Annotated in this window: 27 protein-coding genes; 6 read left to right on the top strand and 21 right to left on the bottom strand. The window is 42.5% G+C overall.

Going from position 1 to position 23,888, the window contains the following annotated elements; translation table 11 throughout:
* Positions 1–133: 133 nt before the first annotated feature.
* On the bottom strand, positions 134–373 hold the full coding sequence (locus DFP80_RS20380; RefSeq protein WP_113918628.1) for a GlsB/YeaQ/YmgE family stress response membrane protein: 240 nt from the start codon (positions 371–373) through the stop codon (positions 134–136).
* Between the two features lie 239 nt (positions 374–612).
* Here DFP80_RS20380 and DFP80_RS20375 point away from each other — a divergent pair, with 239 nt between their 5' ends.
* A complete protein-coding gene (locus DFP80_RS20375; RefSeq protein ID WP_113918627.1) occupies positions 613–1,296 on the top strand; it encodes a P-loop NTPase family protein in 684 nt (227 codons plus the stop codon).
* A gap of 132 nt (positions 1,297–1,428) precedes the next feature.
* On the opposite strand, the gene DFP80_RS20370 is transcribed toward DFP80_RS20375, so the two are convergent.
* Together DFP80_RS20370 and DFP80_RS20365 are read right to left on the bottom strand one after the other, a co-directional pair.
* Complete coding sequence (locus tag DFP80_RS20370) at positions 1,429–2,292, bottom strand: oxaloacetate decarboxylase (protein ID WP_113918626.1); 864 nt, start codon at positions 2,290–2,292, stop codon at positions 1,429–1,431.
* Between the two features lie 444 nt (positions 2,293–2,736).
* Positions 2,737–4,464 carry a tannase/feruloyl esterase family alpha/beta hydrolase gene (locus DFP80_RS20365; RefSeq protein WP_113918625.1) on the bottom strand — a complete coding sequence of 576 codons (1,728 nt, stop codon included), beginning with the start codon at positions 4,462–4,464 and terminating at the stop codon, positions 2,737–2,739.
* Positions 4,465–4,824: 360 nt separating this feature from the next.
* Between DFP80_RS20365 and DFP80_RS20360 the strand changes: the two genes are divergently transcribed.
* The 4 genes from DFP80_RS20360 to DFP80_RS20345 all read left to right on the top strand — a co-directional run bounded on the left by DFP80_RS20360 (position 4,825) and on the right by DFP80_RS20345 (position 8,710).
* Positions 4,825–6,111, top strand: a complete 1,287-nt coding sequence (locus DFP80_RS20360) for a cation:proton antiporter (RefSeq protein WP_113918624.1) — start codon at positions 4,825–4,827, stop codon at positions 6,109–6,111.
* Between the two features lie 235 nt (positions 6,112–6,346).
* Complete coding sequence (locus DFP80_RS20355) at positions 6,347–7,198, top strand: alpha/beta fold hydrolase (RefSeq protein ID WP_113918623.1); 852 nt, start codon at positions 6,347–6,349, stop codon at positions 7,196–7,198.
* Between the two features lie 76 nt (positions 7,199–7,274).
* Positions 7,275–7,712 carry a pyridoxamine 5'-phosphate oxidase family protein gene (locus tag DFP80_RS20350; RefSeq protein ID WP_175020653.1) on the top strand — a complete coding sequence of 146 codons (438 nt, stop codon included), beginning with the start codon at positions 7,275–7,277 and terminating at the stop codon, positions 7,710–7,712.
* Between the two features lie 86 nt (positions 7,713–7,798).
* Entirely contained in the window at positions 7,799–8,710 is a 912-nt protein-coding gene (locus DFP80_RS20345; protein ID WP_113918622.1) for a homocysteine S-methyltransferase family protein, read from the top strand.
* Positions 8,711–8,791: 81 nt separating this feature from the next.
* Here the strand turns inward: DFP80_RS20345 and DFP80_RS20340 are convergent, their stop codons facing one another.
* From DFP80_RS20340 to DFP80_RS20260, 17 genes are all read right to left on the bottom strand, one after another.
* The gene (locus DFP80_RS20340) at positions 8,792–9,388 is read right to left on the bottom strand and encodes a PqiC family protein (protein WP_113918621.1); all 597 of its coding nucleotides are present in this window, start codon (positions 9,386–9,388) and stop codon (positions 8,792–8,794) included.
* Positions 9,389–9,407: 19 nt separating this feature from the next.
* Positions 9,408–11,054 (bottom strand): intermembrane transport protein PqiB, encoded by a 1,647-nt coding sequence (gene pqiB / locus DFP80_RS20335; RefSeq protein WP_113918620.1) that lies wholly within the window; start codon positions 11,052–11,054, stop codon positions 9,408–9,410.
* Positions 11,051–12,322, bottom strand: coding sequence for a paraquat-inducible protein A (locus tag DFP80_RS20330; protein WP_113918619.1), 1,272 nt, complete (start codon positions 12,320–12,322; stop codon positions 11,051–11,053). The genes pqiB and DFP80_RS20330 overlap by 4 nt, the downstream gene beginning before the upstream one ends.
* 190 nt (positions 12,323–12,512) lie before the next feature.
* Entirely contained in the window at positions 12,513–12,995 is a 483-nt protein-coding gene (locus DFP80_RS20325; protein WP_113918618.1) for an LEA/WHy family protein, read from the bottom strand.
* A gap of 2 nt (positions 12,996–12,997) precedes the next feature.
* Entirely contained in the window at positions 12,998–13,999 is a 1,002-nt protein-coding gene (locus DFP80_RS20320; RefSeq protein WP_113918617.1) for a hypothetical protein, read from the bottom strand.
* A gap of 8 nt (positions 14,000–14,007) precedes the next feature.
* Positions 14,008–14,604 (bottom strand): hypothetical protein, encoded by a 597-nt coding sequence (locus DFP80_RS20315; protein WP_113918616.1) that lies wholly within the window; start codon positions 14,602–14,604, stop codon positions 14,008–14,010.
* A gap of 86 nt (positions 14,605–14,690) precedes the next feature.
* Positions 14,691–14,843, bottom strand: a complete 153-nt coding sequence (locus tag DFP80_RS20760; protein ID WP_175020652.1) for a hypothetical protein — start codon at positions 14,841–14,843, stop codon at positions 14,691–14,693.
* A 187-nt stretch (positions 14,844–15,030) separates the two neighbouring features.
* Complete coding sequence (rluF, locus tag DFP80_RS20305; RefSeq protein WP_113918614.1) at positions 15,031–16,083, bottom strand: 23S rRNA pseudouridine(2604) synthase RluF; 1,053 nt, start codon at positions 16,081–16,083, stop codon at positions 15,031–15,033.
* A 158-nt stretch (positions 16,084–16,241) separates the two neighbouring features.
* Positions 16,242–16,601: a ribbon-helix-helix domain-containing protein gene (locus tag DFP80_RS20300; RefSeq protein ID WP_113918613.1), complete on the bottom strand. Its 360-nt coding sequence runs from the start codon at positions 16,599–16,601 to the stop codon at positions 16,242–16,244.
* A gap of 161 nt (positions 16,602–16,762) precedes the next feature.
* The gene (locus tag DFP80_RS20295; protein ID WP_113918612.1) at positions 16,763–17,332 is read right to left on the bottom strand and encodes a DJ-1/PfpI family protein; all 570 of its coding nucleotides are present in this window, start codon (positions 17,330–17,332) and stop codon (positions 16,763–16,765) included.
* A 247-nt stretch (positions 17,333–17,579) separates the two neighbouring features.
* Entirely contained in the window at positions 17,580–17,918 is a 339-nt protein-coding gene (locus DFP80_RS20290) for a hypothetical protein (protein WP_113918611.1), read from the bottom strand.
* 86 nt (positions 17,919–18,004) lie between these two features.
* Complete coding sequence (locus DFP80_RS20285; protein ID WP_241560336.1) at positions 18,005–18,604, bottom strand: class I SAM-dependent methyltransferase; 600 nt, start codon at positions 18,602–18,604, stop codon at positions 18,005–18,007.
* A 183-nt stretch (positions 18,605–18,787) separates the two neighbouring features.
* The gene (brnA, locus tag DFP80_RS20280; protein ID WP_113918610.1) at positions 18,788–19,057 is read right to left on the bottom strand and encodes a type II toxin-antitoxin system BrnA family antitoxin; all 270 of its coding nucleotides are present in this window, start codon (positions 19,055–19,057) and stop codon (positions 18,788–18,790) included.
* Positions 19,047–19,310, bottom strand: coding sequence for a BrnT family toxin (locus DFP80_RS20275; protein WP_113918609.1), 264 nt, complete (start codon positions 19,308–19,310; stop codon positions 19,047–19,049). The genes brnA and DFP80_RS20275 overlap by 11 nt, the downstream gene beginning before the upstream one ends.
* Before the next feature lie 128 nt (positions 19,311–19,438).
* On the bottom strand, positions 19,439–20,272 hold the full coding sequence (locus tag DFP80_RS20270; RefSeq protein WP_113918608.1) for a hypothetical protein: 834 nt from the start codon (positions 20,270–20,272) through the stop codon (positions 19,439–19,441).
* A 78-nt stretch (positions 20,273–20,350) separates the two neighbouring features.
* Positions 20,351–20,758, bottom strand: coding sequence for a VOC family protein (locus tag DFP80_RS20265; protein WP_113918607.1), 408 nt, complete (start codon positions 20,756–20,758; stop codon positions 20,351–20,353).
* Positions 20,759–20,829: 71 nt separating this feature from the next.
* The gene (locus DFP80_RS20260; RefSeq protein ID WP_113918606.1) at positions 20,830–21,249 is read right to left on the bottom strand and encodes a helix-turn-helix domain-containing protein; all 420 of its coding nucleotides are present in this window, start codon (positions 21,247–21,249) and stop codon (positions 20,830–20,832) included.
* 426 nt (positions 21,250–21,675) lie between these two features.
* Here DFP80_RS20260 and DFP80_RS20755 point away from each other — a divergent pair, with 426 nt between their 5' ends.
* Positions 21,676–21,840 (top strand): hypothetical protein, encoded by a 165-nt coding sequence (locus DFP80_RS20755; protein WP_158601394.1) that lies wholly within the window; start codon positions 21,676–21,678, stop codon positions 21,838–21,840.
* 338 nt (positions 21,841–22,178) lie between these two features.
* Here the strand turns inward: DFP80_RS20755 and DFP80_RS20255 are convergent, their stop codons facing one another.
* Positions 22,179–23,816 (bottom strand): NAD+ synthase, encoded by a 1,638-nt coding sequence (locus DFP80_RS20255; RefSeq protein WP_113918605.1) that lies wholly within the window; start codon positions 23,814–23,816, stop codon positions 22,179–22,181.
* Positions 23,817–23,888: the final 72 nt, after the last annotated feature.

The raw sequence follows: 23,888 nt of genomic DNA, 5'->3' as shown, positions 1-23,888 counted from the left end.
GCATTGCTGAGCTAATGTGATTTTAAAAGCACGACTGTACTTTGACATAAAAAGAACCCCCAATGTTGTTTGTCCAACTATTGGGGGTCACTTCAATCAAGAGGTGCGGGCTTTTTTATCAAGCATTCTAAGGCTAGGATTTAGCCAGCCGTACAACATAAAGTAAAATGACAGCACCGACTGTTGCCGTCACAAGGGATCCCAAGAAACTACCTGAGTACAAACCCAACAATTGAAATGCAAATCCACCAACAAAAGAACCGACAACACCAATAACGATATTCCCAATCAAGCCAAATCCACCACCTTTTACGAGCTGACCTGCTAACCACCCAGCCAAAGCACCAATGAATAAAAAAGCGATAATCTCCATAAAATAATCCTTACATTATGTAATTTACAGTCATTCAGACTAGCAGCTATTTATTAAAGTACCTAGGAAAGCCACCCAATCCCCTATACTACTAACCCATTTATTCTTTTTTCTGTTACTTTGTCATGAAAGCGACAAGCTTTTTCAAAAAATATTGGCTGCATGTATTTTATACAACAATGCGGCCAGTAAGTACGCCTGAAAACATGATCCAGTTAAACTTCAATAAGGAAATCTAAATGGGTAAGGTACATTTTGTCGGTGGTGAAAAAGGCGGGGTCGGAAAATCTATGACCGCGCGTGTCTTAGCGCAATTCTATATTGATAATAACCAACCGTTTTTAGGGTTTGACTGTGATGCGTCACACGGCACCTTTTCACGTTTCTACAATGAATTTGCCTCGCCTATTCTGATTGGCGAAGAAGACAGTTTAGATGGCATGCTAGCAGCTATCGAAGCATACCCAGATCGTGATTTAATCATTGACCTAGCTGCCCAAGCCGCAGAGCCTTTAGGTAAATGGATTGAAGAAACGGATGTATTTGGTTTGCTAGATGAAATGGGCTACCAAGTTTGTCTATGGCATGTCATGGACGATGGTGCCGATTCAGTAGCGCTACTGGATGATTTGCTTGACCGTTATACTCAGCCATCAGTTGATTTCGTAGTCGTTCAAAACCTAGGCCGTGGAACTGATTTTTCTCGCTTTCAAAAGTCTGACACATTTAAAAAAGCGATTGATCGCGAAGCATTGATTATTGAGCTGCCAAAATTACAAAGCAAGCTAACTCAAAAAATTGACTTTAATAACAGCAGTTTTTGGGCCGTAGCGAATGATAAAAGTATTATGAACATTGCCGAGCGTCAACGTATGAAGGTGTGGTTGCGTAATACTTATGAGCAATTGGCTCAACTTGGTTGATCACATTACTTTTCGTTATTTAAGCGCTTAATTTAAAACCGAAACACACATAAAAGGCCAGCTATGTTGTTAGCTGGCCTTTTTCAGACACTTTTTTTCATTCTACCTACCATGTGTTGGTATAAAGAAAGATTATTCTTGAACATCCATATATTTATTCGCCCATACGCGATTTTCTTCCAGCGTTGAATAGCGTGTAGAAAGTTCGGAAGCGTTTAAGGTACCTTCAGCAATACCACGTTGCTCACGCAAGCAATCGTAGGTCGCTTTAATCGCAGCAAAATAAGCAGCATGACCATTTACCACGATACGCACACCGTTAGCAGCTAGACGCTCACGATCGCGTAACTCAGGATTATCGTAAGCCACAAGCATGATTGGAATAGAAATATGTTGGCTGATCTCTTCCAAATGAGCAAAGTCACGAATACCAACCATACAAATCCCATCAACCCCAACAGCCTGATAAGCTTTAACGCGTGAAATGGTTTCTTCGGTCGACAACTGCCCAGCGTTTGTACGAGCAATAATACTCATGATAGGGTCAATACGCGCCTCTATCGCGGCTTTCAATTTACCTACAGCTTCTTCTACTGGAATCAAATCCGTCGATTTATGACCATATTTTGCAGGCAACAACGTGTCTTCAATCGTTAACGCGGCAACACCTGCACGCTCAAGCTCAACAATAGTGCGCATCACATTCAATGCATTACCATAACCATGATCTGCATCGGCAATAATAGGTAAACGCGCCACACGACCGATTCGAGTCGCTTGTTCAGTAAACTCACTTAACGTAATCAAAGCAAAGTCTGGTGCCGCCAATACTTGTAAAGACGCAACAGAGCCACCTAAAATCCCGACTTCAAAGCCAAGATCTGCTGCAATACGAGCCGACATAGGGTCGAATGTAGAAGCAGTGTAATAACATTTACCACTTGCTAATAATGCTCGGAAATCATTACGCAAATCGTGCTGGGAAGGTGTTGCCATAAATATTCTCCTAAAAGATGTCACTAACTTTCATATTGAGATCTTTTTTACGATGCCACGAGCGAAACCAAGACGAGGCAAAAATAAACGAAAAAGCGGATTTTATGGGGTATAAATGAGCATTTCGAGTTTGTTTTTCACAAAGTATTGACGAGTACAGGCGTCGCACAAAGATCTCATATAGTGTAAATGCCGCAAATTATACTCTCCTTACGCCTTTGCTTCATTACTAACAAACCGATTGGTTAGGTTTTGTAAGTAAATTACGGCAAAAAAATACGAAAATCGGTAAGAAATGAAGAGAATTTACAAACTAAGAAAAAATCAGGGACATCACTCAGATCGATTAAAAACAACACACTAGCAATTTAGAATAATTTCAACAAAAAAGGCTTACCTTATTAATAGGCAAGCCTTTGCATTACACAAAGAACACTACAGGCTTTATGGAGCCTCACACGAAAAGCTTTTCGCACTGTTTACATCACCCACGCCATCATAAGTCGCTATACGAGGATAAGGACACAGTGGTCGACTACGATTGGCACTCCAGGAGGCAGGCAATTCTTCGTTTACACCACCTGAATTCCCCTCTCCACGAGCAGTAGCAATAACCTGTTCAGGCTTCTGCCCTTTTTCTACCCAAGCAACTAACGGCGTTAGCATATCAAACTGATCTGTTGCTTGCCCACCACGGCAATGTCCCATGCCAGGGATTGGATAAAACTGAGCAAACTCGTTTGCATGGCCGTTATTTTCAGCATCTAACGCTTGATACCAAGCTTCTGTATCCTGCACTGAAAAGATGGCATCCGACACGCCATGGTACACCATGATTTTTCCTCCGTTATCGCGCAAGGTAGACATATCTTGTGGCGCAGGCGGTGCCATAAATGACATAGACGACTCTTTATATTCCCCCGACACCGCATTCACTTTTGCCACCAAATCATCAATATTGGCTTTCCAGACAAAATCAGCGCCATTAAAGTTACGAATGCTGTAACCTTTAAGTTCCACAGGCGGTGTATTAAATATCATAGCTACAGCACCAGAATCACGTTCAATTGGTGCCGAATACTCCCACATCATCTGGTCACGATTATTAATACCTACATCATAGGGGAAAGGTGAATAAAAACGCTTTCCATCACGAGTAGTAACGCCTTTAAAAATACTATCCACAGCGTCTTTCTGTGGTTGAGTGAGACAAGAACCATCACGATCAGCCTGACAAGTAGTGACATCTGTTTGAATACTAAAAGCCGTCTGACAAGACCTAAAGTCTTGAACCATACCATCCTTCACACCATCCATAGCGTCACATTTCGCCAATATTGCCTTCGAAACCATTGTTCGTTCGGCCAAAGTGAAAGCAGTTTTTAAGTCTTTTTTATCCGTATTCGGCACAGTCGAATAAACTTGAGCTCCAGCAATACTTGCCACCGCCGCCAGCGGTAAACGATATCCAGGAGCACCAACCAAAATACCATCGTAATCATTGGCATATCGAGTCGCCGCCACCATGGCATGACGCCCACCATTAGAACAGCCAGCAAAATAGCTACGATCAGGATCTCTACCATAAGCCTGATGAATAACCGTTTTCGCCATCGGAGTCAGCTTAGCCACAGCCTGATAACCGTAATCAAGTCTCGCTTGCGGGTCATATGCAAACGTTGGAAGACCTCGGTCGTGGCCAGCATCAGAGCTAATTACAGCAAAGCCTTGTAATAGAGCCCCGGTTAATGGACCGCCACCCAATGCTCCTTCTGCAGTTCTCACAACCCCATCTAATCCGCCATTAGCTTGATAAAGAAAACGACCGTTCCATTGTTTCGGTAAGCGCAACTCAAAACCAATGGCGTAAGGTTTTCCATCCACCTCGCCAATTCGCTCATGCATTTTCCCTTTAACCAAACAATGCTCTTCAATCTCATTATCACCCAGTGTTAGTTCTCCTTTGCTAACCCTTTCAACAGAGTTAATAACCGTATTACTTGCCGTTAAAAGAGAGGACAAACCGTCACAACTCGCAGCAAGAACGGAGGGTGTTGCTTCACTTAATTGTGGAATAGCTGAAAAATCTGCAGCATTTGTCAGACCACCATAAGCAACACAACTACTGATGGCCAAGGTGAGCAAACTCGGTTTATATAGAAATAGATTCATGAAGAGCTTCCTTATTATTATTTTATAAACTGTTTTTTTTTAAATTGTTTCACTACTAACCAGAATAAAAGAGATAAATTCAAAAGAAGAATAATTTTTTTGCTCACGGTATTCGAAAAAAGCACAAACAAATCTAACTTTCGTTGTAATTTTCCTACATGGAAATAAAAATCGGTCTAAAAATGATATTTTTTGAAATAAACTTTCCTATTTTTTGATAAATAGCACAATTTAGGACTACTTTTTGTACAGCCAAACAGTGACAGATACAGATTCTAGGGATAACATACTGCTCCAGCATCCCCCATGCGCCCTTTAATGGCTCTCACTCTATTTATTGATAAATGTTAAGGTTCTCAAATGAACGCTTGGTATCTCATATGTTTTCTTTCGGCATTAGCGGTTTTCATCGCTTTTACCAACCAATACATACTGAAAATGCAAACGACTATTGCCATCACAACTGGCTCTGTCGTAATTTCACTACTCCTGATTCTTGCGGTTAAAATGCTTGGCGATGAAACAGCGGTTTTCATCACTCAAGTTGTTTCCGGCATAGACTTTAATCAGCTTTTATTAAAAGGCATGTTAGGTTTTTTATTGTTTGCAGGAGCATTAGAGATAGACCTAGCCGCATTGAGAAGGCAACGCTGGGAGATCACTATCTTAGTGTTATTTTCCACACTTGTTTCTACTTTTATAGTTGGCTACCTAAGCTACTACATATTTGCTCTTCTCAATTTCCCTGTTCCCTTTATCTACTGTTTACTATTTGGTGCTTTAATAAGCCCAACCGACCCGATTGCAGTATTGGCGATTATTAAGCAAATGAATGCGCCACAAGGTATTTCGATTCAGGTTGAAGGTGAATCTTTGTTCAATGATGGTGTTGGTTTGGTTATTTTCACTACCATTTTTGCGGTCGCATTTTATGGCACCGAAGCCAATTTCCAAGAAGTCGCCGAGCTATTTTTAGTCGACGCTATTGGCGGCATCGTGTTTGGTCTTGCTATCGCCCTAGTTGGTCACTTTGTTATCATCAATTGCAAAGACATCAATACTCGCTTACTCGTCACCTTAACGATTCCTTCCGCTGGCTTTGCGCTGGCAAATATCTGGGAAATCTCAGGGGCACTTGCCATGGTAACCAGCGGTATACTTCTGGGTAACATCACCCGAGCAACGGCATCAAAAAGACGAGGGCCTGACGGCACTCGTTATGTAAAAGACTTTTGGCATGCCACAGACAGCTTCTTAAATGCCCTTCTTTTCTTAATTATAGGTATGTTGATTGTAACTATGCCGCTGACTTGGGAGATTATAGGTTTAGGTTTAGTCATGGTGCCCGTTGTTCTATTTGCCCGATTTATCAGTGTCGGCAGCCCTTACCTGGTTTTCAAACGCTACCGCGAATATGATAAGCATTCCGTTAAAATCCTGACTTGGGGTGGTTTACGAGGCGGCTTAGCCCTTGCCATGGCAGCGGCTATTCCAACCAATACAATGATGATTAAAGGTTTAGATTTACACGACATCATGGTTATTATTACCTATGTTGTGGTTATCTTCTCTATCATTGTGCAAGGCTTAACTATTTCGCCTTTGATTCAAAAAAGCATCGAAGCCGCAAAGAACAGAGCGAAATAATAACTCGCTTGCCCTCTCTAAAGAACGCGTCATAAAGAGCCTCATCACTAGAGTATAAAACGCCAACATCATGTTGGCGTTTTATACACTTCCAGTGCACTTTAAGCATTCCTTCAATAAACCTTGCTGCAGATCACAAAAACCTCTAAACAAGTATTATAAAATAACGTTATATCTATGATCTAAAACCTAGATGATCAACAGGATGGATACAAATAAATAGCGGAGCACTTTAATGCCAAAAACACCTCAAGCAAAATACAAGTCATCAGACGTTATGCTTCGTAATAACATCCAGCTAACGGGCAAAGGCGAAAAGACAATTATTTTAGCTCACGGTTTTGGCTGCAATCAAAGCATGTGGCGCTTTATGCTGCCCTTTCTTGAAAAAAAATACCAAGTGTTACTGTTTGACTATGTTGGCAGCGGTAATTCAGACTTCTCTGCATATGAAGCAAAACGTTACCAACATTTGGAAGGCTACGCCTTAGATATCATTGAAATATGTGACGCTTTTGATCTAAAAGATACCATTTTTGTTGGTCATTCAATAAGCAGCACCATAGGTTGGATCGTTGCTCAACAACGCCCTGAGCTTTTTTCTAAGATGGTAGCCGTTTGCCCTTCACCTTGTTTTTTAAACTTAAATGATGAGTACCAAGGCGGTTTTGAAAAACAGGACTTGGAAGGGCTAATCCAATTAATGGATAAGGATTATATAGGTTGGGGAAATTACCTAGCACCTATTGTGATGGGAAATGACTTATCTCCTATTGGCCCAGGCATGTCGGAAGGCGATGCATTAGTACATGAATTACTGAGCAGCTTTTGCGCTACCGATGTCACCTACTCTAAACCCTTTGCGCAAGCCACTTTCTTTTCTGATTATCGATCTTTGTTACCTGAGATATTTCATCCATGCCTAATATTACAAAGCTCAAACGACGCCTTGGTTGCCGTTAATGTAGGTAAATATACCCAGAGTAAATTACAAGATGCCGAGCTAGAAATCATCGAAGGTAATGGGCATTGTTTACACATGACTCATCCGATGCATGTTCTAAATTCTATGCAAGCTTTTTTATAGTAGACTAAACGAACACATGCCGAGCTCAATCCTCTTAGTTGCGGCAAAAAATACACTAAAAAATAAGGATATTTTTATGTATATACGATCTGAAAAAGAGCTTAGAAGTATATTTGGTTTTGCGAAAAACCGAGCAAAAGACAAACTACTGACAAAACTAGAAAAGCACTCAATGGCATTTATTCAACTATCGCCATTTTTTACCCTAGCCAGTTATAATTCCGAAGGCAAATCAGATTGCTCTCCTCGTGGCGGTAAACCGGGCTTTGTAAAAATTATTAATGAGGGATGCATCGTCATACCTGAATCAAAAGGCAATAATCGTTTAGATAGCTTAGTAAACGTATTAGAGACCAAAGATATCGGCTGCCTTTTCTTAATCCCCGGTGTGGACGAAACCTTACGGGTTAATGGCACCGCTAGTATCAGTATCGCAGCAGAGCATTTAGCCCTCTTTGATGAAGAACCGGAAACACACGCAAATATGCTTAAGCGCTACAACAAAGACCTCTAGTTTCACTTGAATATTTATATTGCCATTGAATACTTTAAAAATCTGTCTAAAATCGCGCCATACTCTAAAACACTATAGGATTTTATATGACCTCATTTACCATTCTTGATGGCGGCTTAGGCCGAGAACTTGAACGTCGCGGAGCACCTTTTAAGCAACCAGAATGGTCGGCATTGGCCATGATGGAAGCACCAAATATCGTGAAAGAAATACATCAGTCTTATATTGAAAGCGGCGCTCGCGTCATCACGACTAATAGCTATTCATTAGTGCCATTCCACATAGGTGAAGAGGTTTTTAAAACACAAGGCCGTTCGCTTGCTACACTGTCAGGTAAAGTGGCTCGTGAAGCCGCCGATGAAAGTCAAACAGGTGCAAAAGTAGCTGGCTCTCTTGCCCCTTTATTCGGCTCATACCGTGCCGACCTTTATCAAGCAGATCGTGTTGAAGAGCTAGCTGTACCACTCATCGAATCTCTAAACCCATATGTAGACCTTTGGTTATCCGAAACACAAAGCTTAATTGACGAAGCCACTCGCGTAAAAGCACTGGTTGATAAAATTGATACGGATCACAAACCTTTCTGGGTATCCTTTACCCTTGAAGATTCAGAACCAACTGAAGAGCCTTTATTACGTTCTGGAGAAACCCTTGTTGAAGCCGTCAAAGCCATGCATGCTATTGGCGTTAATGCCATATTATTTAATTGCAGTCAGCCTGAAATCATCGGAGAAGCAATTCGCCTAACGCAAACAATATTGTCTTCTTTAAATGCGAATAACATTCAAGTGGGTGCTTACGCTAATGCTTTTCCACCACAACCTAAAAATGCGACGGCCAACGACGGCCTAGATGAATTACGCGCTGATCTAACACCACCAGCCTACCTAACTTGGGTTAAGCAATGGGTTGCAGATGGTGCTACCCTAATTGGCGGTTGTTGCGGTATTGGGCCTGAGCACATTGCCGTCATGAATGAATACAACGAAACAAACTAGCAAGCACTCTTAATTGCGCTAATAAAAAGGGACAACGAATCAATTCACTGTCCCTTTTTATGACGATTTTCTGAACGCATTTTAGTTCTTAAACGAAAGCGCTATTTCTTTTGCCATCGGATCAATGACCTTATTAAACCAACTCGCAGACAACGTCTGCACCATGGTTGAGTACCCATCCGATTTCAATTCACTTTTAACGTCAAAAGTATTCGAAGCCGCCAACTCTCCCATCGCTGAAATCACCTGCCAGCGACCAGTAATATGTATCAAGCCTTCTAAATCAGCATAAAAAGCGTCCACCTCTATATTCAATAAAGCAATCGCATAAGAAGGCAATCGCTGTCCACCAAACCAGGTAATATTAGGCAAGGTTTTTTCTAACCGCTGCAGTGTTAAACGAGCCAACTGAGGCGATAAAGGTTCAGCCCATAAATTGTTCTGAGAGCGATGAACATCGCCCTGCTTTGTGACTAATACTATCTCACTACCCGCCAAGTAATTGGCAACTACAATCGGCATAAGTTGCACAGACATGGTTTTCGTTGCTTGAGGCTGAGTATTTTTTAGCCCAGAATCCATCAACAAATATTCTTTACTGGGTGGCGTTGGCGTTGCACACCCCGTCACCATCCAACTGATTAAAACCAGTAAAAAAATACGTCCATAAATCATCATCTTTATTCTATTCCTTCAACTATTTCGCGGCTTTTGGCTGTACATCTACTCGCGGTTTGCTATCAAAAATAAGCGTGTTTGGATTTTCTCTTAACTGCCGAAGTAATGGTTGTAATTCATTTAACGCTCGCCCTAACGACACCATATTCTCTTTCAAAGGACGGCCAATTTGACCATTAGCCTGATACGTTTCCAAGGTTAGATTTAGCTCATTAATGGTTGCAGCAAGATCTGTTGGAAGCTGTTGAGTCTCTGACTTATCTAACAGCTGTTTGACGCTTTTACTCAGTTCTTGTAATTGGCGTAATGTTTCATTCGCTTCACTCATGGTTTGACCAAGCTGCTCAAACGTCTTATTTAAAGGAACCTGAGACACATTATCTAGAATGTCACCCACCCTTGTTTCAATATTAGCAAGCGCATCTGGTGCCGTGGGAAAGATCTGATAACCAGCAAATTCTTTTATTTTCACTGCCGGTGGATTCTTCATAAAGTCGATATTAATAACTTTTGCACCATTCAAATAGTTGCCAATTTTGAGCGTCGCTCTAACGCCTTTATTAATCCGATCTTCAATTAATTCATTCCACTTCTGTAATGACATCGCCTCAGAGGTGTCTAGAAAATTCAAGCGCTGTGGTTCAATACGTGCTCGTACTGGAATCAAAGGTGTACCAAGAGAGGCTAAAGAGTCCATTGGAATACCATTAAATGGCACATCAAGAACAGTACCGATTCGCACGCCTCGAAACTCAACAGCAGCTCCGGGTGTCAGCCCGCTAATGTTGCTATCGAACAAGAAAACATAATTGATAAATTGACTGTACATATTGTTCGCAGCACTTTCTTTTGACGAATACAAACGAAATGCTGCCATGTCATTAACGGGTTGTCCTGCCGTTCTCCCTGGAGGTAAACCAAAAGAAATCCCTCCTGCAAAAAATGTCTCTAGTGAATCAAGACGAACCTCAAAGCCACTGGCAGAACTTTTAAATGACAGTCCTGGAGTCATCCAAAACTGTACGCCACTATTAACCAAAGAATCATACGGAGAACGCACCACAATACGATACGTTATTGCACCTTTATCAGCATCAAAACCCACTTTTTCGACATAACCGACTTCATAACCACGGAAGTGCACCAAAGCACCAACGTCTAATTTAGAACCTTCGGTACTGGATAAAACTAAGCGTACTCCCTCATTTTCAGTAGAAAGAGGCGGCTGACTCAACAGTGTAAAATCCGATTCTATTCGGCCTTTTACTCCAGGCGTCATATCGATATAAGCGCCCGATAACAATGTCCCTAAACCACTGACCCCCTCTTTACCAACGCGAGGTTTAACCACCCAAAACTTCGCATCATCGCGTAGCATTTGCTCTGTACCATAATTCATCCGAACCTGAATAATCGCCTTTTCATAGTCTGGACTAAGACGAATATCAATGACTCGCCCTACATCCACATTACGCGACTTTAGCTTGGTTTTTCCCACCTCTAACCCATCGGCATTCGCGGCAACTAAGGTAATAATAGGGCCTTGACTTGACCAGTTTTGGTAAAGCATCCAACCAGCAACCAAAAGCGCAATTAAAGGCACAAGCCAGATTGAGTTAAATCTGACTTGTCGCATACTCTCTACTTGTTTGTTTGGAGCACTCACTCTTTTCCCCTTTTTAACGGCGCACTACTTCGCGCTTCGTCTTTATCCCACAATAGCCTTGGGTCGAATGTCATCGCCGCCAACATGGTCAATACAATTACAGACGTAAATGACAACACAGCAGGCCCTGGCAAAATAGACATAAAATTGCCCATTTGGACCAAGCTAGTCAAAATAGCCACCACAAAGACATCAATCATAGACCAGCGACCTACCAACTCAGTAATACGATAAAGCTTTATTTTTTGCGCGGTCTGTTTGCGACCAGGAAAGTAACTTTGCCAACACAACCAACTTAATGCCAATACTTTAGCGAGTGGGATAACAACACTCGCCAGCAATATGATTAAAGCAACAGGATAAGAACCTAAAGACCAAAGTAATAAGACTCCTCCCATAATAGTAGAAGGTTCGGTACTGCCTAAAAACGTCGTTTGCATAATCGGAAAAACATTGGCTGGTACATACATAACCAAGGAAGCAATTAATAACGCAACAGTAGAACCAATACTTTTTGGCCGTCGACTATACACAGAATGCCCACAGCGATCACAGTGCTTTGCATCGCCAGACAGGGTTGCACCACAAAAAAGACAGCCAATTAGCCCTTGTTTTTTAGCCGTTGCGGCAATCACAGAATGCTCAGGCGACTTACCTGCCACTTGATTCCAAAACCAGCGTTTATCGACTAGCGTCACTGTTTTCAACAATAACAGGACATAACCACAAAACGCCCAGAAAGACAGTTCAAAAGAAATATCGGCCAGGCTATTCATCTTAACCAAAGCAACCAAGACCCCAACAAGAAAAACATCAACCATCAACCAAGGCTGAATAACCGTGATCCAGCGAAGACAATAACGCTGAGCAAAATTTAAGGTATTCGGATGGTTAAAAGACCAGATCAGGAACAGAACGGACAGTAAATAAATCAGCGGAAAAACAAATAAAGCCAGACTAATCAGTGCACCTAGAACAAGATACCCCTGACTAAGCAGTACGCTCAATGTATTAAATAAAGTGACACTACGCCCAATACCATTGCTAGAAAAACCAAGAAAAGGAAAACTCATGGCTAATGCCAGCATCAATAGAGAAGAAAGACTAACCCCCATAATCCTTGCACCAACATGCTTATGAGCGCTCACCAAGACATGGCCACAATGCTGGCAACGAAAGCGCTCCCCACTTTTCAACGGAGGAATCTCGTTAATAAAGTCACACTCTTCGCAAGTCGTTATATTTTCATGAAATACAGCATGACTCATAATTAAAACCACGACTCAAATGAACCCTAATAAAAGCACCTAGCATCCCCTATCTAACACGAGGACACAGGTAAGAATCAAGCTATCAAAGATATTCCTAGCAAATAGTAAACCTTTATCTTTAGCCTTACATCATATTGCGATTACGCATGCATTAACGCCTTAAATTAACGTTCGCTTTAAAGCACAGCTAAAAAAACATATCGAGTCGTTTAGGAATCGAGAGCGCGCCGGAATAATCAACCGGCACATCAAAGTCACCCAGTACCGGTAAATTGATCGCTACAGCACCTTTCACAACATACTGCAGACCCTTTTTATCAGGCAAGCCCCCAATACTTTCGAAGATCTGGTCAAACATTAATGTCACAGGAAGGCGCATACTATTACTGCCTTTGGCAGGCAAAGATAAATTGGCATCAGGCTGATTTATCTTCACGACTTTGTGTTCATTTAACAATAAATCCAAGTCAACACCCGCCGTTTTAAGGTCAAAAGAGTTAGGATTATTTACTTTAACTTCCACCAGCAATGTCATAGATTTTGTCGACACACTTTTAACCGAAACGCCCGTTACCGATGCTGTTGGCTTCCGCACATCCATCGTATCCTTTAAGGCACTACAGCCAGACAAAAATACAATCAGTGCAATACCTATAAAACGGAAAAACATATCTATACCTTTTTAATCACTGGAAGGTAATTTTGTATACCTTCAGGTAGCCTTTGCACAAAAAAAGATCGAACCGTATGCCAATAAAAAGACAACAGCAGTAAAGACGCTCCGACTACAACCCCAGTCACCGCAAAGCTATAACCCACACCACCATAATGCTCAAATAAGCTCACCAAAGCGTAAATTACATAAACCAGCGACGATACCATAAAAGCGCGACGGTCAATCGAGATAGACACCACCGTCATCAACAAGTACAAAAGAACAATCAGCAGCATATTACTCAAACTTTCATTACCCTCTAAGATACCTAAATTAGAAAAAATAGGATGAATAATTAAAGGGGCCGCTAGCAAATGTAACCAAAAAGCCACATCAGATTTGCGTGTAGTACGGCTGGTATCACCCGCATCCCAATACATAGCTAAAACAAACGCCACACACCCGCATAAAAACAAAGTGACCATCAGAAACCCTGCGCTTTGAGGGAAAAAACTCAGCACACTGGAGCCCAATAACGCCAACCCCGTTCCTGTACCAACAGCGACCGTAATAGGCACCTTAAAACGACGCCAATGGAGATAAGCCGCCAACGTAGACACCGCGGTCGAAAAAATCACCACATAACTAGACTGATCACCCAATAAAGACCCCGCGAAATTAAAAGCTCCGCCCACAAAAGTCAGTAGCAACACAATGGCAGGTAATGCCATTTTTCGGCGCTTTACGAAAATTTCTGACAAAGCCCAAGATAAAGCAGCAAACACCAAATACGCCAAGCTTTCATTTATTGACATCAACACCCAGAGCGATGAGAACAACAGCAAAGCACAAGCAATGACAATAAAAATATCGTTAAAACCACCCACCAGACGAAAGTTTTCTTCATCTACTGGCGATGAGCCATTTGAGGAAGATACAAGCTGACGGAACTCCTCTACTGAATGGGCTGAAAAAACGCCCTTCTTCACGGCTAAATTTAAATCTTCGTCTGTATACATAACTGTCCTTATTGCTTAACCGCATGAAGCTGGTAGCGTCGAAATAAAACCACAAAGAGTAGTGCTAGGCAGCCTATATTCACAGCAAAAGGGAACAAGGCTGTGGCGATTGAATATTCTTCCAACGCCAATAATACAAGGGTATTGCGTAAGATAAATACAACAAAAAACGTCGCATTTTCCTGATCAGGAAACACGTAGGCTTTGCGTAACGTTGGCCCAAAACCTAACATATCGACCGTGGTTAATAAAATCACCGCCCACATAGGATCTGACATAACATACCAAAATGGCAGAGAAGATAAAGCGGCTAAGAAAAACACCCAATCAATAAGGTGAATGCTGGCATCAGCCTGTTTGTAGTAAGCCGCTATGGCCACCAAGATCGTAATCCCCCCTGAAATGCCAATCGGCCAAGCCCCCCAACCGGCTTGCGCCTCATATTGCGCAAAGAAGACAATCAACGTCGTCATGGCCCAGATCACCCAAGTAAACACATGGGGCCGAGTTTGACCTTTAATAATCGAGAATAAATACGGCAGAAAAGCCACGAGCGTCAGCATGACCGCCATGGCGCTATAAACAAATTTTATGTTCCATTCCATAACACAGGGATTCCCAGATCAATTGCTCTTCCTATCTAAGCAAATTGACAGACACAAAAAAAGAACACCGAAGCGTTCTTTCCTTTTTAACGATGCACGGTTGGGCTACCACCAGCATTGCCAGGACCGGAACCACCGTGACCAGGACCACCGTTTGGCCCACCTGGCGGCATGAACACACACGCTGATAAAGTCATTAACAGACTCACTAAAAAGATACCACGCAATGTCGTTTTCATACTTACCTCGCCCACGAAAAATCCCATCATAAATAACCTGGAAACGTCCGACAAACCTTCCACCGCAACAACCATGAAAAATTCATAGTTGTGGAGAAAGCTTAAGATTATGACTCGATTAAGGACACAGAATAATTAACGTCTTTACGCGCATCATTGTATTCAAATGGCACACAAGGTGTTCGATTTAGCGAGGCCCTTTACCGCGTATCGGACGTTTACCCGTTGGCTTATTAGAGTTCGATTTACCTTGAGGCTTAGTCGTTTGCGGCTTATTGGTCGTTGGTTTACGCCCTTTAGCAGGCTTATTGGCATCACCAAAAGGACGACGATCTTTGCCTTTCGAACCCGCTGGCTTTCTAGAATCATCTTTAGGATGTTTCGTATTCCCTTTAGCCGCACCTGTTGGTTTAAAGGGTGCTTTTGGTTTTGTTGATGCTTTCGGTTTGGACGCACCATCATTACGCGTATTTTTACGCGGAGCATTACGAGACTTCTTAGCCGGCGCACTGGCTTCTGAAGAGGAATCTTCAATAGACTTAAGCAACACAGACAGCTCTTTCTGTGTTAAATCTCGCCACTCTCCTACGGGCAAACCTTTTAAATTCACATTCATAATACGAGTGCGTTCTAGCTTAGTTACTTCATAGCCAAAATGCTCACACATACGACGAATCTGACGGTTTAGCCCCTGAACAAGGGTAATATTAAAGACGTTTGGAGCCACTTTCACCACTGGGCATTTTTTAGTCATGGTACCCAAAATGGGCACTCCACCTGCTAAGCCAGAAAGGAAACTTTCGGTAATGGGTTTGTTGACCGTCACCAAATATTCTTTCTCGTGGTTATTGCCCGCCCGCAACACCTTATTGACCAAGTCGCCATTATTGGTCAGAAAGATCAAACCCTGAGAGTCTTTGTCCAAACGACCAATAGGGAAAATACGCACCCCATGACTAACAAAATCAACAATGTTATGACGTTCACTGCTTTCGGTTGTACTGACAATGCCTACTGGCTTATTCAACACAATAAACACAAAATCATCTGCGTCTTGCGGTTCGATAATTTGTCCATTCACTCGCACCGTATCACCAGCAACCACCTGATCGCCCACCGAAGCACGCTTGCCATTGATGAACACATTACCTTGTTCAATAAAGCGGTCAGCGTCCCTTCGAGAGCAGATACCGCTTTCGCTGATGTATTTATTTAAACGAGTAGATGAAGCGTTAAACATAAAGTGCCGTTTACCTATAAAAAACTTTTCCTAATGAGGAAAAGCTTAAACTGAATGAATCGTCAACAACGAGATGACGCACATTATATAGGAAACGCCGTGAGCATTTTAGGCGAGATGGGCAAAAATCTAGAAATATATCGTCAATGAAGTAATAGCTATTGATGCGTCTCTAAATAGTATTTCTCCTGCTCAAGAATACGATCAGAATTAAGAGACGCCAAACTCACTTCATGGGAATGGGGTAACATACCAATGGTTTGCAAATGCAGATAACGCATCGCGCACACTCGTAAAAAAGACGTGAAATTATCCAAATTATGGCCCGCATCCAAGGCTTCATGATTGAGCTTGGCAATCATCTGCGAAAGAGACAACTTGTCTCGCTGGGCAATTTCTTCCAGTGTAAACCAAAAGAAACTTTCTAAACGAATACTGGTAACCATACCATCAATACGCAAAGAACGAGTGACATTTTCCCATAGGCTAGGATCTGAATTCACAAAGAGCTTACACATTGTATTTTCCCTACTGAATGACGTTTTTTATTATTGGAACGAAATAACTCAATGCAAAACAGTCTAGCTGAAGATACGGAAAAATAGTTGGACGAATTTAATTTTTACTGTCTCATGACAAAATTAAATCCGCCCTAATAGGCTCATCGACCCTCAGCTTTTTACTTTTCTAGCAAAACATAAAACTGAGCAAGCCAAGCTGGATGCGCAGGCCACGCTGGCGCTGTAACCAAATTACCATCCGTCACCGCCTGATCAACGGGAATATCCATAAACTCTCCCTTCGCAAGCTCCACCTCAGGCTGACAAGCAGGATACGCAGAACACTTCCTGCCGTCCAACACACCCGCTGCAGCCAATAACTGCGCTCCATGACACACCGCCGCAACAGGCTTGTTGGTATCAAAAAAATGCTTAACCATAGCAACCACAGCTTTATTCAAACGAAGATACTCAGGCGCGCGACCACCGGGAATCACCAAAGCATCGTAATCTTCCACCTTGATATCGGCAAACGTCGCATTCAACCCAAAACGGTGCCCCGGCTTCTCCGTATAGGTTTGATCGCCTTCAAAATCATGAATCGCCGTCGCCACCGTATCACCAGACTTCTTATCTGGACACACCGCATGCACCGTATGACCGACACTCATCAACGCCTGAAATGGCACCATAGTTTCGTAATCTTCCGTGAAATCACCCGTGATCATTAAGATTTTTTTATTCGACATGACACCTTCTCCTGTTTTGTTTAAAACCTCCTATGTTGTAACAGTTAGAGAAAGGGAAAAGGTATTAATGGGTTATTACATTAAGTCCCTTCCGCTTTTGGGAACCAAAAAACGTAGGTCTGATGAGACGAGGAACGAGGCGTGATCTGACGCTGAAAGCGAAGCTTTCACCTTATAAGCCGCGCCTTTAGGCCGACACAGAAGGCAGCGAGACGCTCATTTTTTGTTGAGGCAAGGCTGGCTAACCTTATGATGCTGAACCATAGCTTGCTGCCAGAGCATGCATTGAAACAAACGATAAATACATAACTGCATGAGTGATAACTAGACCGACGGCCCAAACTTTGGATTGCGTGGCACCACGAATAAATAACACCAAAGAGACAACTACCGAAACAAGTGACAACAGAATAAACACAGCTCCAAGCAAAAGCTCAATGATGTCTGATATCCCATAAGGTTCATCTGGCGCGATATACATGTCTGCGTATATAAAAGCACGAAAATAAAGCATGTATAAAAACAACGCGATAGAAAGCACTGCTAATACAAGAACCACTTTACTTCCTTTAGTAAGACCCATCATTAAAATGCCTAATGCTTAGTTGAGTAGCCAAAACTGAGAAGCTAAAACTATAGCACCGACCGTTGAATACCTGCTTGAACACATTTCTACCTTCGTTTCACCGCGACCACAGAATATGTATGCCAATACTTCACTCTACCTAATGAGGTTTTGGCTTTCTCATCACGCTCAAAAAACCTGACTATTTCAAAATCTGAGAACAGGGCCTTTACAACTGACTCAGACAAAGGCGATGTCGGACTACGGTAGTTTTTAGCCCAACTGTCTTTCAGGCCCATGAAGTCACCAGCAAATACTCCACCAACTTCAATTGAGGATTTAATGCTGCTCCAAGTCGTATCAAAGTAATTTGGGGAAGCAAAAAACAAACTTGAGTTTGCGATAACAACACCAGATTTAGGGTAATCAAAACACTCAAACGAAGACTCTGATATTTCCACTAACGACTTTGAAGCAAACCTATCTCGACAAATGGCTACAGATTCAGGATTACTATCAAAACCATAAACTTGAAAACCCTGCTGCTCTAGATACTGGATATCACTACCTGCCCCACAACCGCAATCTGTGGCCACTTTAAGGTTTGACTCATTAAGTCGAACCGCAAACTCAGTACGTTTTAAATGAGGGCGAGATAATGCTTTTTCATAATACTGAAGCCAGACATCCTTGTTTTCATCCATCATTTTCTAATTTTCCATAGAAGGCATAACACTTAGCTCAGCAGCGCAATACAAAAATCAAAAATATACCAGGCACTTACCAACAGCACAGATCAACAACCTTTACGATGACTAACTAAACGACATAAAAAAGCTAATCTATTGATATCACTGCCTCAAAAGGAGAATGGCTTGTTTATTTTTTTGTTAATGTGTGCCGCTTGCACCGTCACCATTGAGTGGTTTATTTGCAGATTCTGCCTGAAGACGCTCCACCAGCCATACCTTGATAATAGATTGACGAGTGACGCCAATGCGCGCAGCCTCACGATCCAATGACTCCACAACCCAAGCTGGAAAGTCGACATTGATTCGCTTCTGCTCCTGATTAACACGGCGAGCAGAGGACAGATCTAAGTCATCAACTATATCTTCCTGACCTTCCTCAAACTTTTTATCAAAATCTTTAGCTTTCATAGAGCTCAATCTCCTTCTTGCGGGAACGCCTGACTGAAATCAGACGAATACGAGCATCCCTGTAGGTGACGACAGCCGACCAGTGCTTTTCACTAATCTTGCCTATCAGCAAAAATCTCTGCTCATCTCCTGATTTTGCTCGGATCTCCAGCAGGTAAGGATCTTTCCACAACCCTTGGGCAGCAACGAAATCAATACCGTGCTTATCCAGATTAGCCTGACTTTTGGCTTCGTCGAATTCAAATTCATCCATGAGTACAAATTATTCCTTTTTTACTCAAATCGCAAGATTTAGAAAAAGCTGTGACTGCTAACGCCGCCAGAAAGGTCAGGTAAAGCGCGTAGCGTTTTGACTATCCCTTTGCCTTGTTATGCAATGTGCTAAGGGACAAGGATTTCTTCATTAGGCATGGCCCTTTCAATGACGCCCTGATGTATAAGGTCCATAAGAAGCTTTGCAGATACCTCAACTGCCTGATTAAGGTCACCTTTAACTTTTGCTCCATGTACAGCAGATGACCGTGAATTATAAAGTTTTTTTACTAGCTCAAATTTATGCTTTCTAGCGTCAGCGTCATTAGGGTGAAGAAAGCGTGCTATGCAAAGGCTTAATCGAAACCTAATTTCAGTGCTTGCACCGAACATTCCTTCTATTCCAGCCCAAAGCACTGCTATTTTGATTCTTGGCATCGAGTGCCAACGGTAAGATGCTAAGCAATGAACGGCTGTTTGAAATTTTTCTTTCTCTAGTAGAGCTCTTGCATCGTTAAAATTCGTATTAATCCAAGTTACATCTTCATCACTTAGTTCCTTTGGGGATGCCTTAGTTAAACCTTGAAATTGAAGATTCGTTGCTCTCAGATTTGTTTCAGAAGATATTAAGCTTGCCTCTGTGTCAGACTGAAGATTAAAGCTCACTTCTGTATGAAAAATAGCACTAAGAAGTAACGCATCCCAAGAAGAGTTCCAAGCATGAGTTGCTAGCTCTTTGGGTGAAGATGCAACTATTTCAAATTGGGCCGTAATGCGCGGTATAAATGCAGAAACAACGGCAATATCATCAGGCTGAGAACACGTGGATACTGCCGTATTGAAATCAAGGTGCGAAGTGTCCGCGGGAATAAGTTTTACGTTTTCAGTCAGACAAATTTCTGTAGGAACCTCAATTCCACTAAGCAATATGTATGTTTTATCTCCGGTTCCAATAATCTGCATAATCGTCCTTAGACATAACGCCTAAAGTAGAGGCGCCGCTTGCGGCGTCCTGCTGGCTTTACTTGTTATATTTTATTTTTATCGTTGAACCAAACTAAACCAGTTTCCAGAGTTGTCTATGCCCATAGCTTCGATGCCATAAAGCTGTTCTGTAGGTGGCTGGATAAATTCCACTCCTTTAGCCACAAGCTCTTCGTACGTTTTTTGGCAATTTTCAGTTTCGAAAACACCTGCTCCAAATGCGCCTTCTTCGATTAAACTTCGTATTTTTTCGGCAGAGTCTTTGGTGAACATCGGTCCCTCTTTTGGCTCTGCCAATACCAGCTGAAGTTGTGATTTAGATTTTGGATATACAGTTAGCCATCGAAAACCTCCTTCCATTTTCATGTCATCACCAACCTCAAAACCAAGCTTGTTTTTGTAAAAATCAAGAGCTTCGTCCTGATTAAGTACATATATTGTTGCATGCGCTATGGATGTGATCATCTTTATATTCCTAGTTGTTAATTCATTTTTATTTTATAGAAATAATAAAAATGATATTTCTCCAATATTGCTCAATTCACTGGTTTTCTCAAAAAATGATAAGCATAACAAGCTGGAATGGCTTGCAATGGGTATCGAAAAGGTTCACTGGATAATTTCCACAAAGTGCGGCGATACGATGTTGGAGGCATACCCACATGTTTAAGAAAAAGCGATGAAAAGCTACCGAGACTCATATAACCGACTCGTTCACAGATTTCAGATACACTATAGTTCTCTGTAATAAGCATCTGCTTGGCTTTTTCAATTCTTAGCCTAATCAAAAATTCATTCGGTGTTTCACCATAATTTTCCTTAAAAATTCGAGAGAAATGGAAAGGGGACATAAACGAATTATTTGCAGCATCGGTTAAGCTGAATGACTCTAGATAGTTGTCAGCTATGTAATCCCTCCCAGAACTTAGCCTTTTAAATCTACTATTTTCTGTCATAAAACGACTCTCTTTCGTCTACCAAAAAATATAACAATTAAGGGTTATACGGCAGCGTAACTGTGGCTATAACCCACAGTTGAACGGCTGCGTTGTCTATATAGGGGAATTGCTTTTTTCATGGTGGGACTTCCCTGTTAAATAACTCGCTAAACTTCAGAGTCTGTTTGGACTATGCCGCTTCAGATCATCTTTGATCGCCGCTATGTTGGTTCTTAATGTACCCTTTTGTAGCGTGATTTGACCAGAGAGGCAAGCGATTCCCTCAGACCTTATGACCTGATCTGTTTTTCCAGACGACGTATTTATAATAGTGTCTATCAGCCGCTATAAATGGCTCAGCATGCCATCCAGCGATACAAAATACATTTTCTTTATTAACTCAACAACAGCTGATTTTCGGACTAAAGGAGACCTACCTGAACAATGAAAGCTTCGCTTTCAGCGGCGGATCACTGTCGTACCTCCCTCATCCGCCCTACGACTGGCATTACGGTATCGGGTATACATTTGCAGACGATTAGCTACGATGAAGTCAGTTCGACGCGACGAAGTTGCGCGACTTTATGGCGTTTCAGAGTCATTGTTTGACCATCTATCTCGCACCAGATAAACAATCTATGTCTTAGTGCAAAAGGAGCGTAGGTAAAAATCATGCGCTTACGAGAGAAATCAGGCATTAAAGATCTTAAAGCGAATTTTTGGTTACTTTTTGGGCGCTAGCAAAAAGTTACCCGCTCAGCAGAGCGGAATAAAGGTCGGGAATACAAAGCGTTTGAGAAGTGACAAATACACTTTCAAAACCAAAGAAACAACCCCATCCTAACCTTCCCCTTGGAAGACAAAAGGGGAAGGAACTAAGCCCCGCTCAGCTTTTTACTGAATTAAAGAGCGGGAAATAACAAGTTTTGAAAGCTTTTTTAAAAGCGCTACTCCCCGATGTGCCAACCATTGGTAATCGGGTAACGACGATCTCGTCCAAAACCACGGGCGGTAATACGAACACCGGTTGGTGCTTGGCGGCGTTTGTATTCGTTGACGTCAACAAGACGAAGTACGCGATACACGGTGTCGCGGTCGAATTTTTTCGTCGCTAGGATAGCATCTGCGCTTTGATCCTCTTCAATGTACATGCGTAAGATCTCATCGAGGATGTCGTAGCTTGGCAAGGAGTCTTCGTCTTTTTGATCTGGAGCGAGTTCCGCGGAAGGTGGACGCGTGATGACGCGCTCAGGAATCACGTAACCCAAGGTATTGCGGTAGCGGCAAAGTTTGAAAACGAGTGTTTTAAAGACATCTTTTAAGACGGAATAACCACCAACCATGTCCCCATAAAGCGTCGCATAACCAACAGCCATTTCGCTCTTGTTGCCTGTGGTTAGTACCATGTAGCCTTTCTTGTTAGAAATCGCCATTAGGGTCACGCCACGAGTACGCGCTTGTAGGTTTTCTTCTGTGGTGTCTTTGGCATAGCCTTCAAATTCTGGGGCTAAAACGTCGGTAAAGGCCGATACCATGGATTCAATCGGTAAGACGCTGTATTTCACACCCAACAAATTGGCTTCTTCTTCGGCGTCGTGCAGGCTAATAGATGAGGTGTAAGTGTAAGGCATCATGATGGCCTGTACGCGATCCGCGCCGATGGCATCAACAGCGACAGCAAGAGACAAGGCAGAATCGATACCGCCACTCAAGCCTAACACTATGCCTTTAAAACGATTTTTAGTGATGTAGTCACGCAAGCCAAGCACCATGGCTTGGTAAACGCTGGCTTCAATATCCAATGTTGGCGCTATAACACCAGCCACAGGCTCAACCTTGTTTGGTTGGCTTTCGTCAACGATCATGTCGACACAGTACAGATCGGCTTCAAACCAAGGCGCTTGCATGATTTTCTCGCCTTTGGCGTTGACAACAAAAGAGCCGCCTTCGTAGACCAGCTCGTCCTGCGCGCCCATGTAGTTCACATAGACAATGGGTAAGGTCGATTCAGTGGCACGCTGGTGAAGCAGTTCTTCGCGCTCGCCCATTTTTTCAATGTGGTAAGGCGAGGCGTTCAAGTTAAGAATCAGTTCTGCCCCAGCCGCTTTGGCTTGGGCAATCGGCTCTGGGTGCCAAATATCTTCACAGATGCTTAAGCCAACGGTGACACCTTTAATATCAACAAGGCCCGCTTCACGGCCTTCGCTAAAGTAACGTTTGTCATCAAAGACCTGAAAGTTAGGTAGCTTTTGTTTAGCGTATTCCACCAACAATTGACCTTGGTAAATCACGCCAGCGCAGTTAAACAGTTCGCCATCGATTCGACGAGGATAACCAACGACCACATAGATATCGCGAATCTCGGCTAATAGTTTCGCCAAGGCGGACTCTATACGTGTATCCAAGCTAGAACGTAATAGTAAATCTTCTGGTGGATAACCCGTTAGGGTTAATTCAGGAAAAACCACCACATCCGCGCGTTCTTCATCACGGGCTTTATTTGCCGCATCAATAACGGATTGGGTGTTTTTTGTAATGTCTCCGACCAGCATATCCAGCTGGGCCATTGCAATTCGTAATGTCATACAGTTGCTATCTCGTGAACTCTGTTAGAATATGCCTGTTATTGTCTGGAATAACCCAAGCTAGGTAAAGTG

It is taken from the genome of Marinomonas rhizomae, from assembly GCF_003315485.1.
In the GTDB taxonomy this organism is placed as follows: Bacteria; Pseudomonadota; Gammaproteobacteria; order Pseudomonadales; family Marinomonadaceae; genus Marinomonas; species Marinomonas rhizomae.
This window is presented reverse-complemented; position numbering and strand designations above follow the sequence as displayed.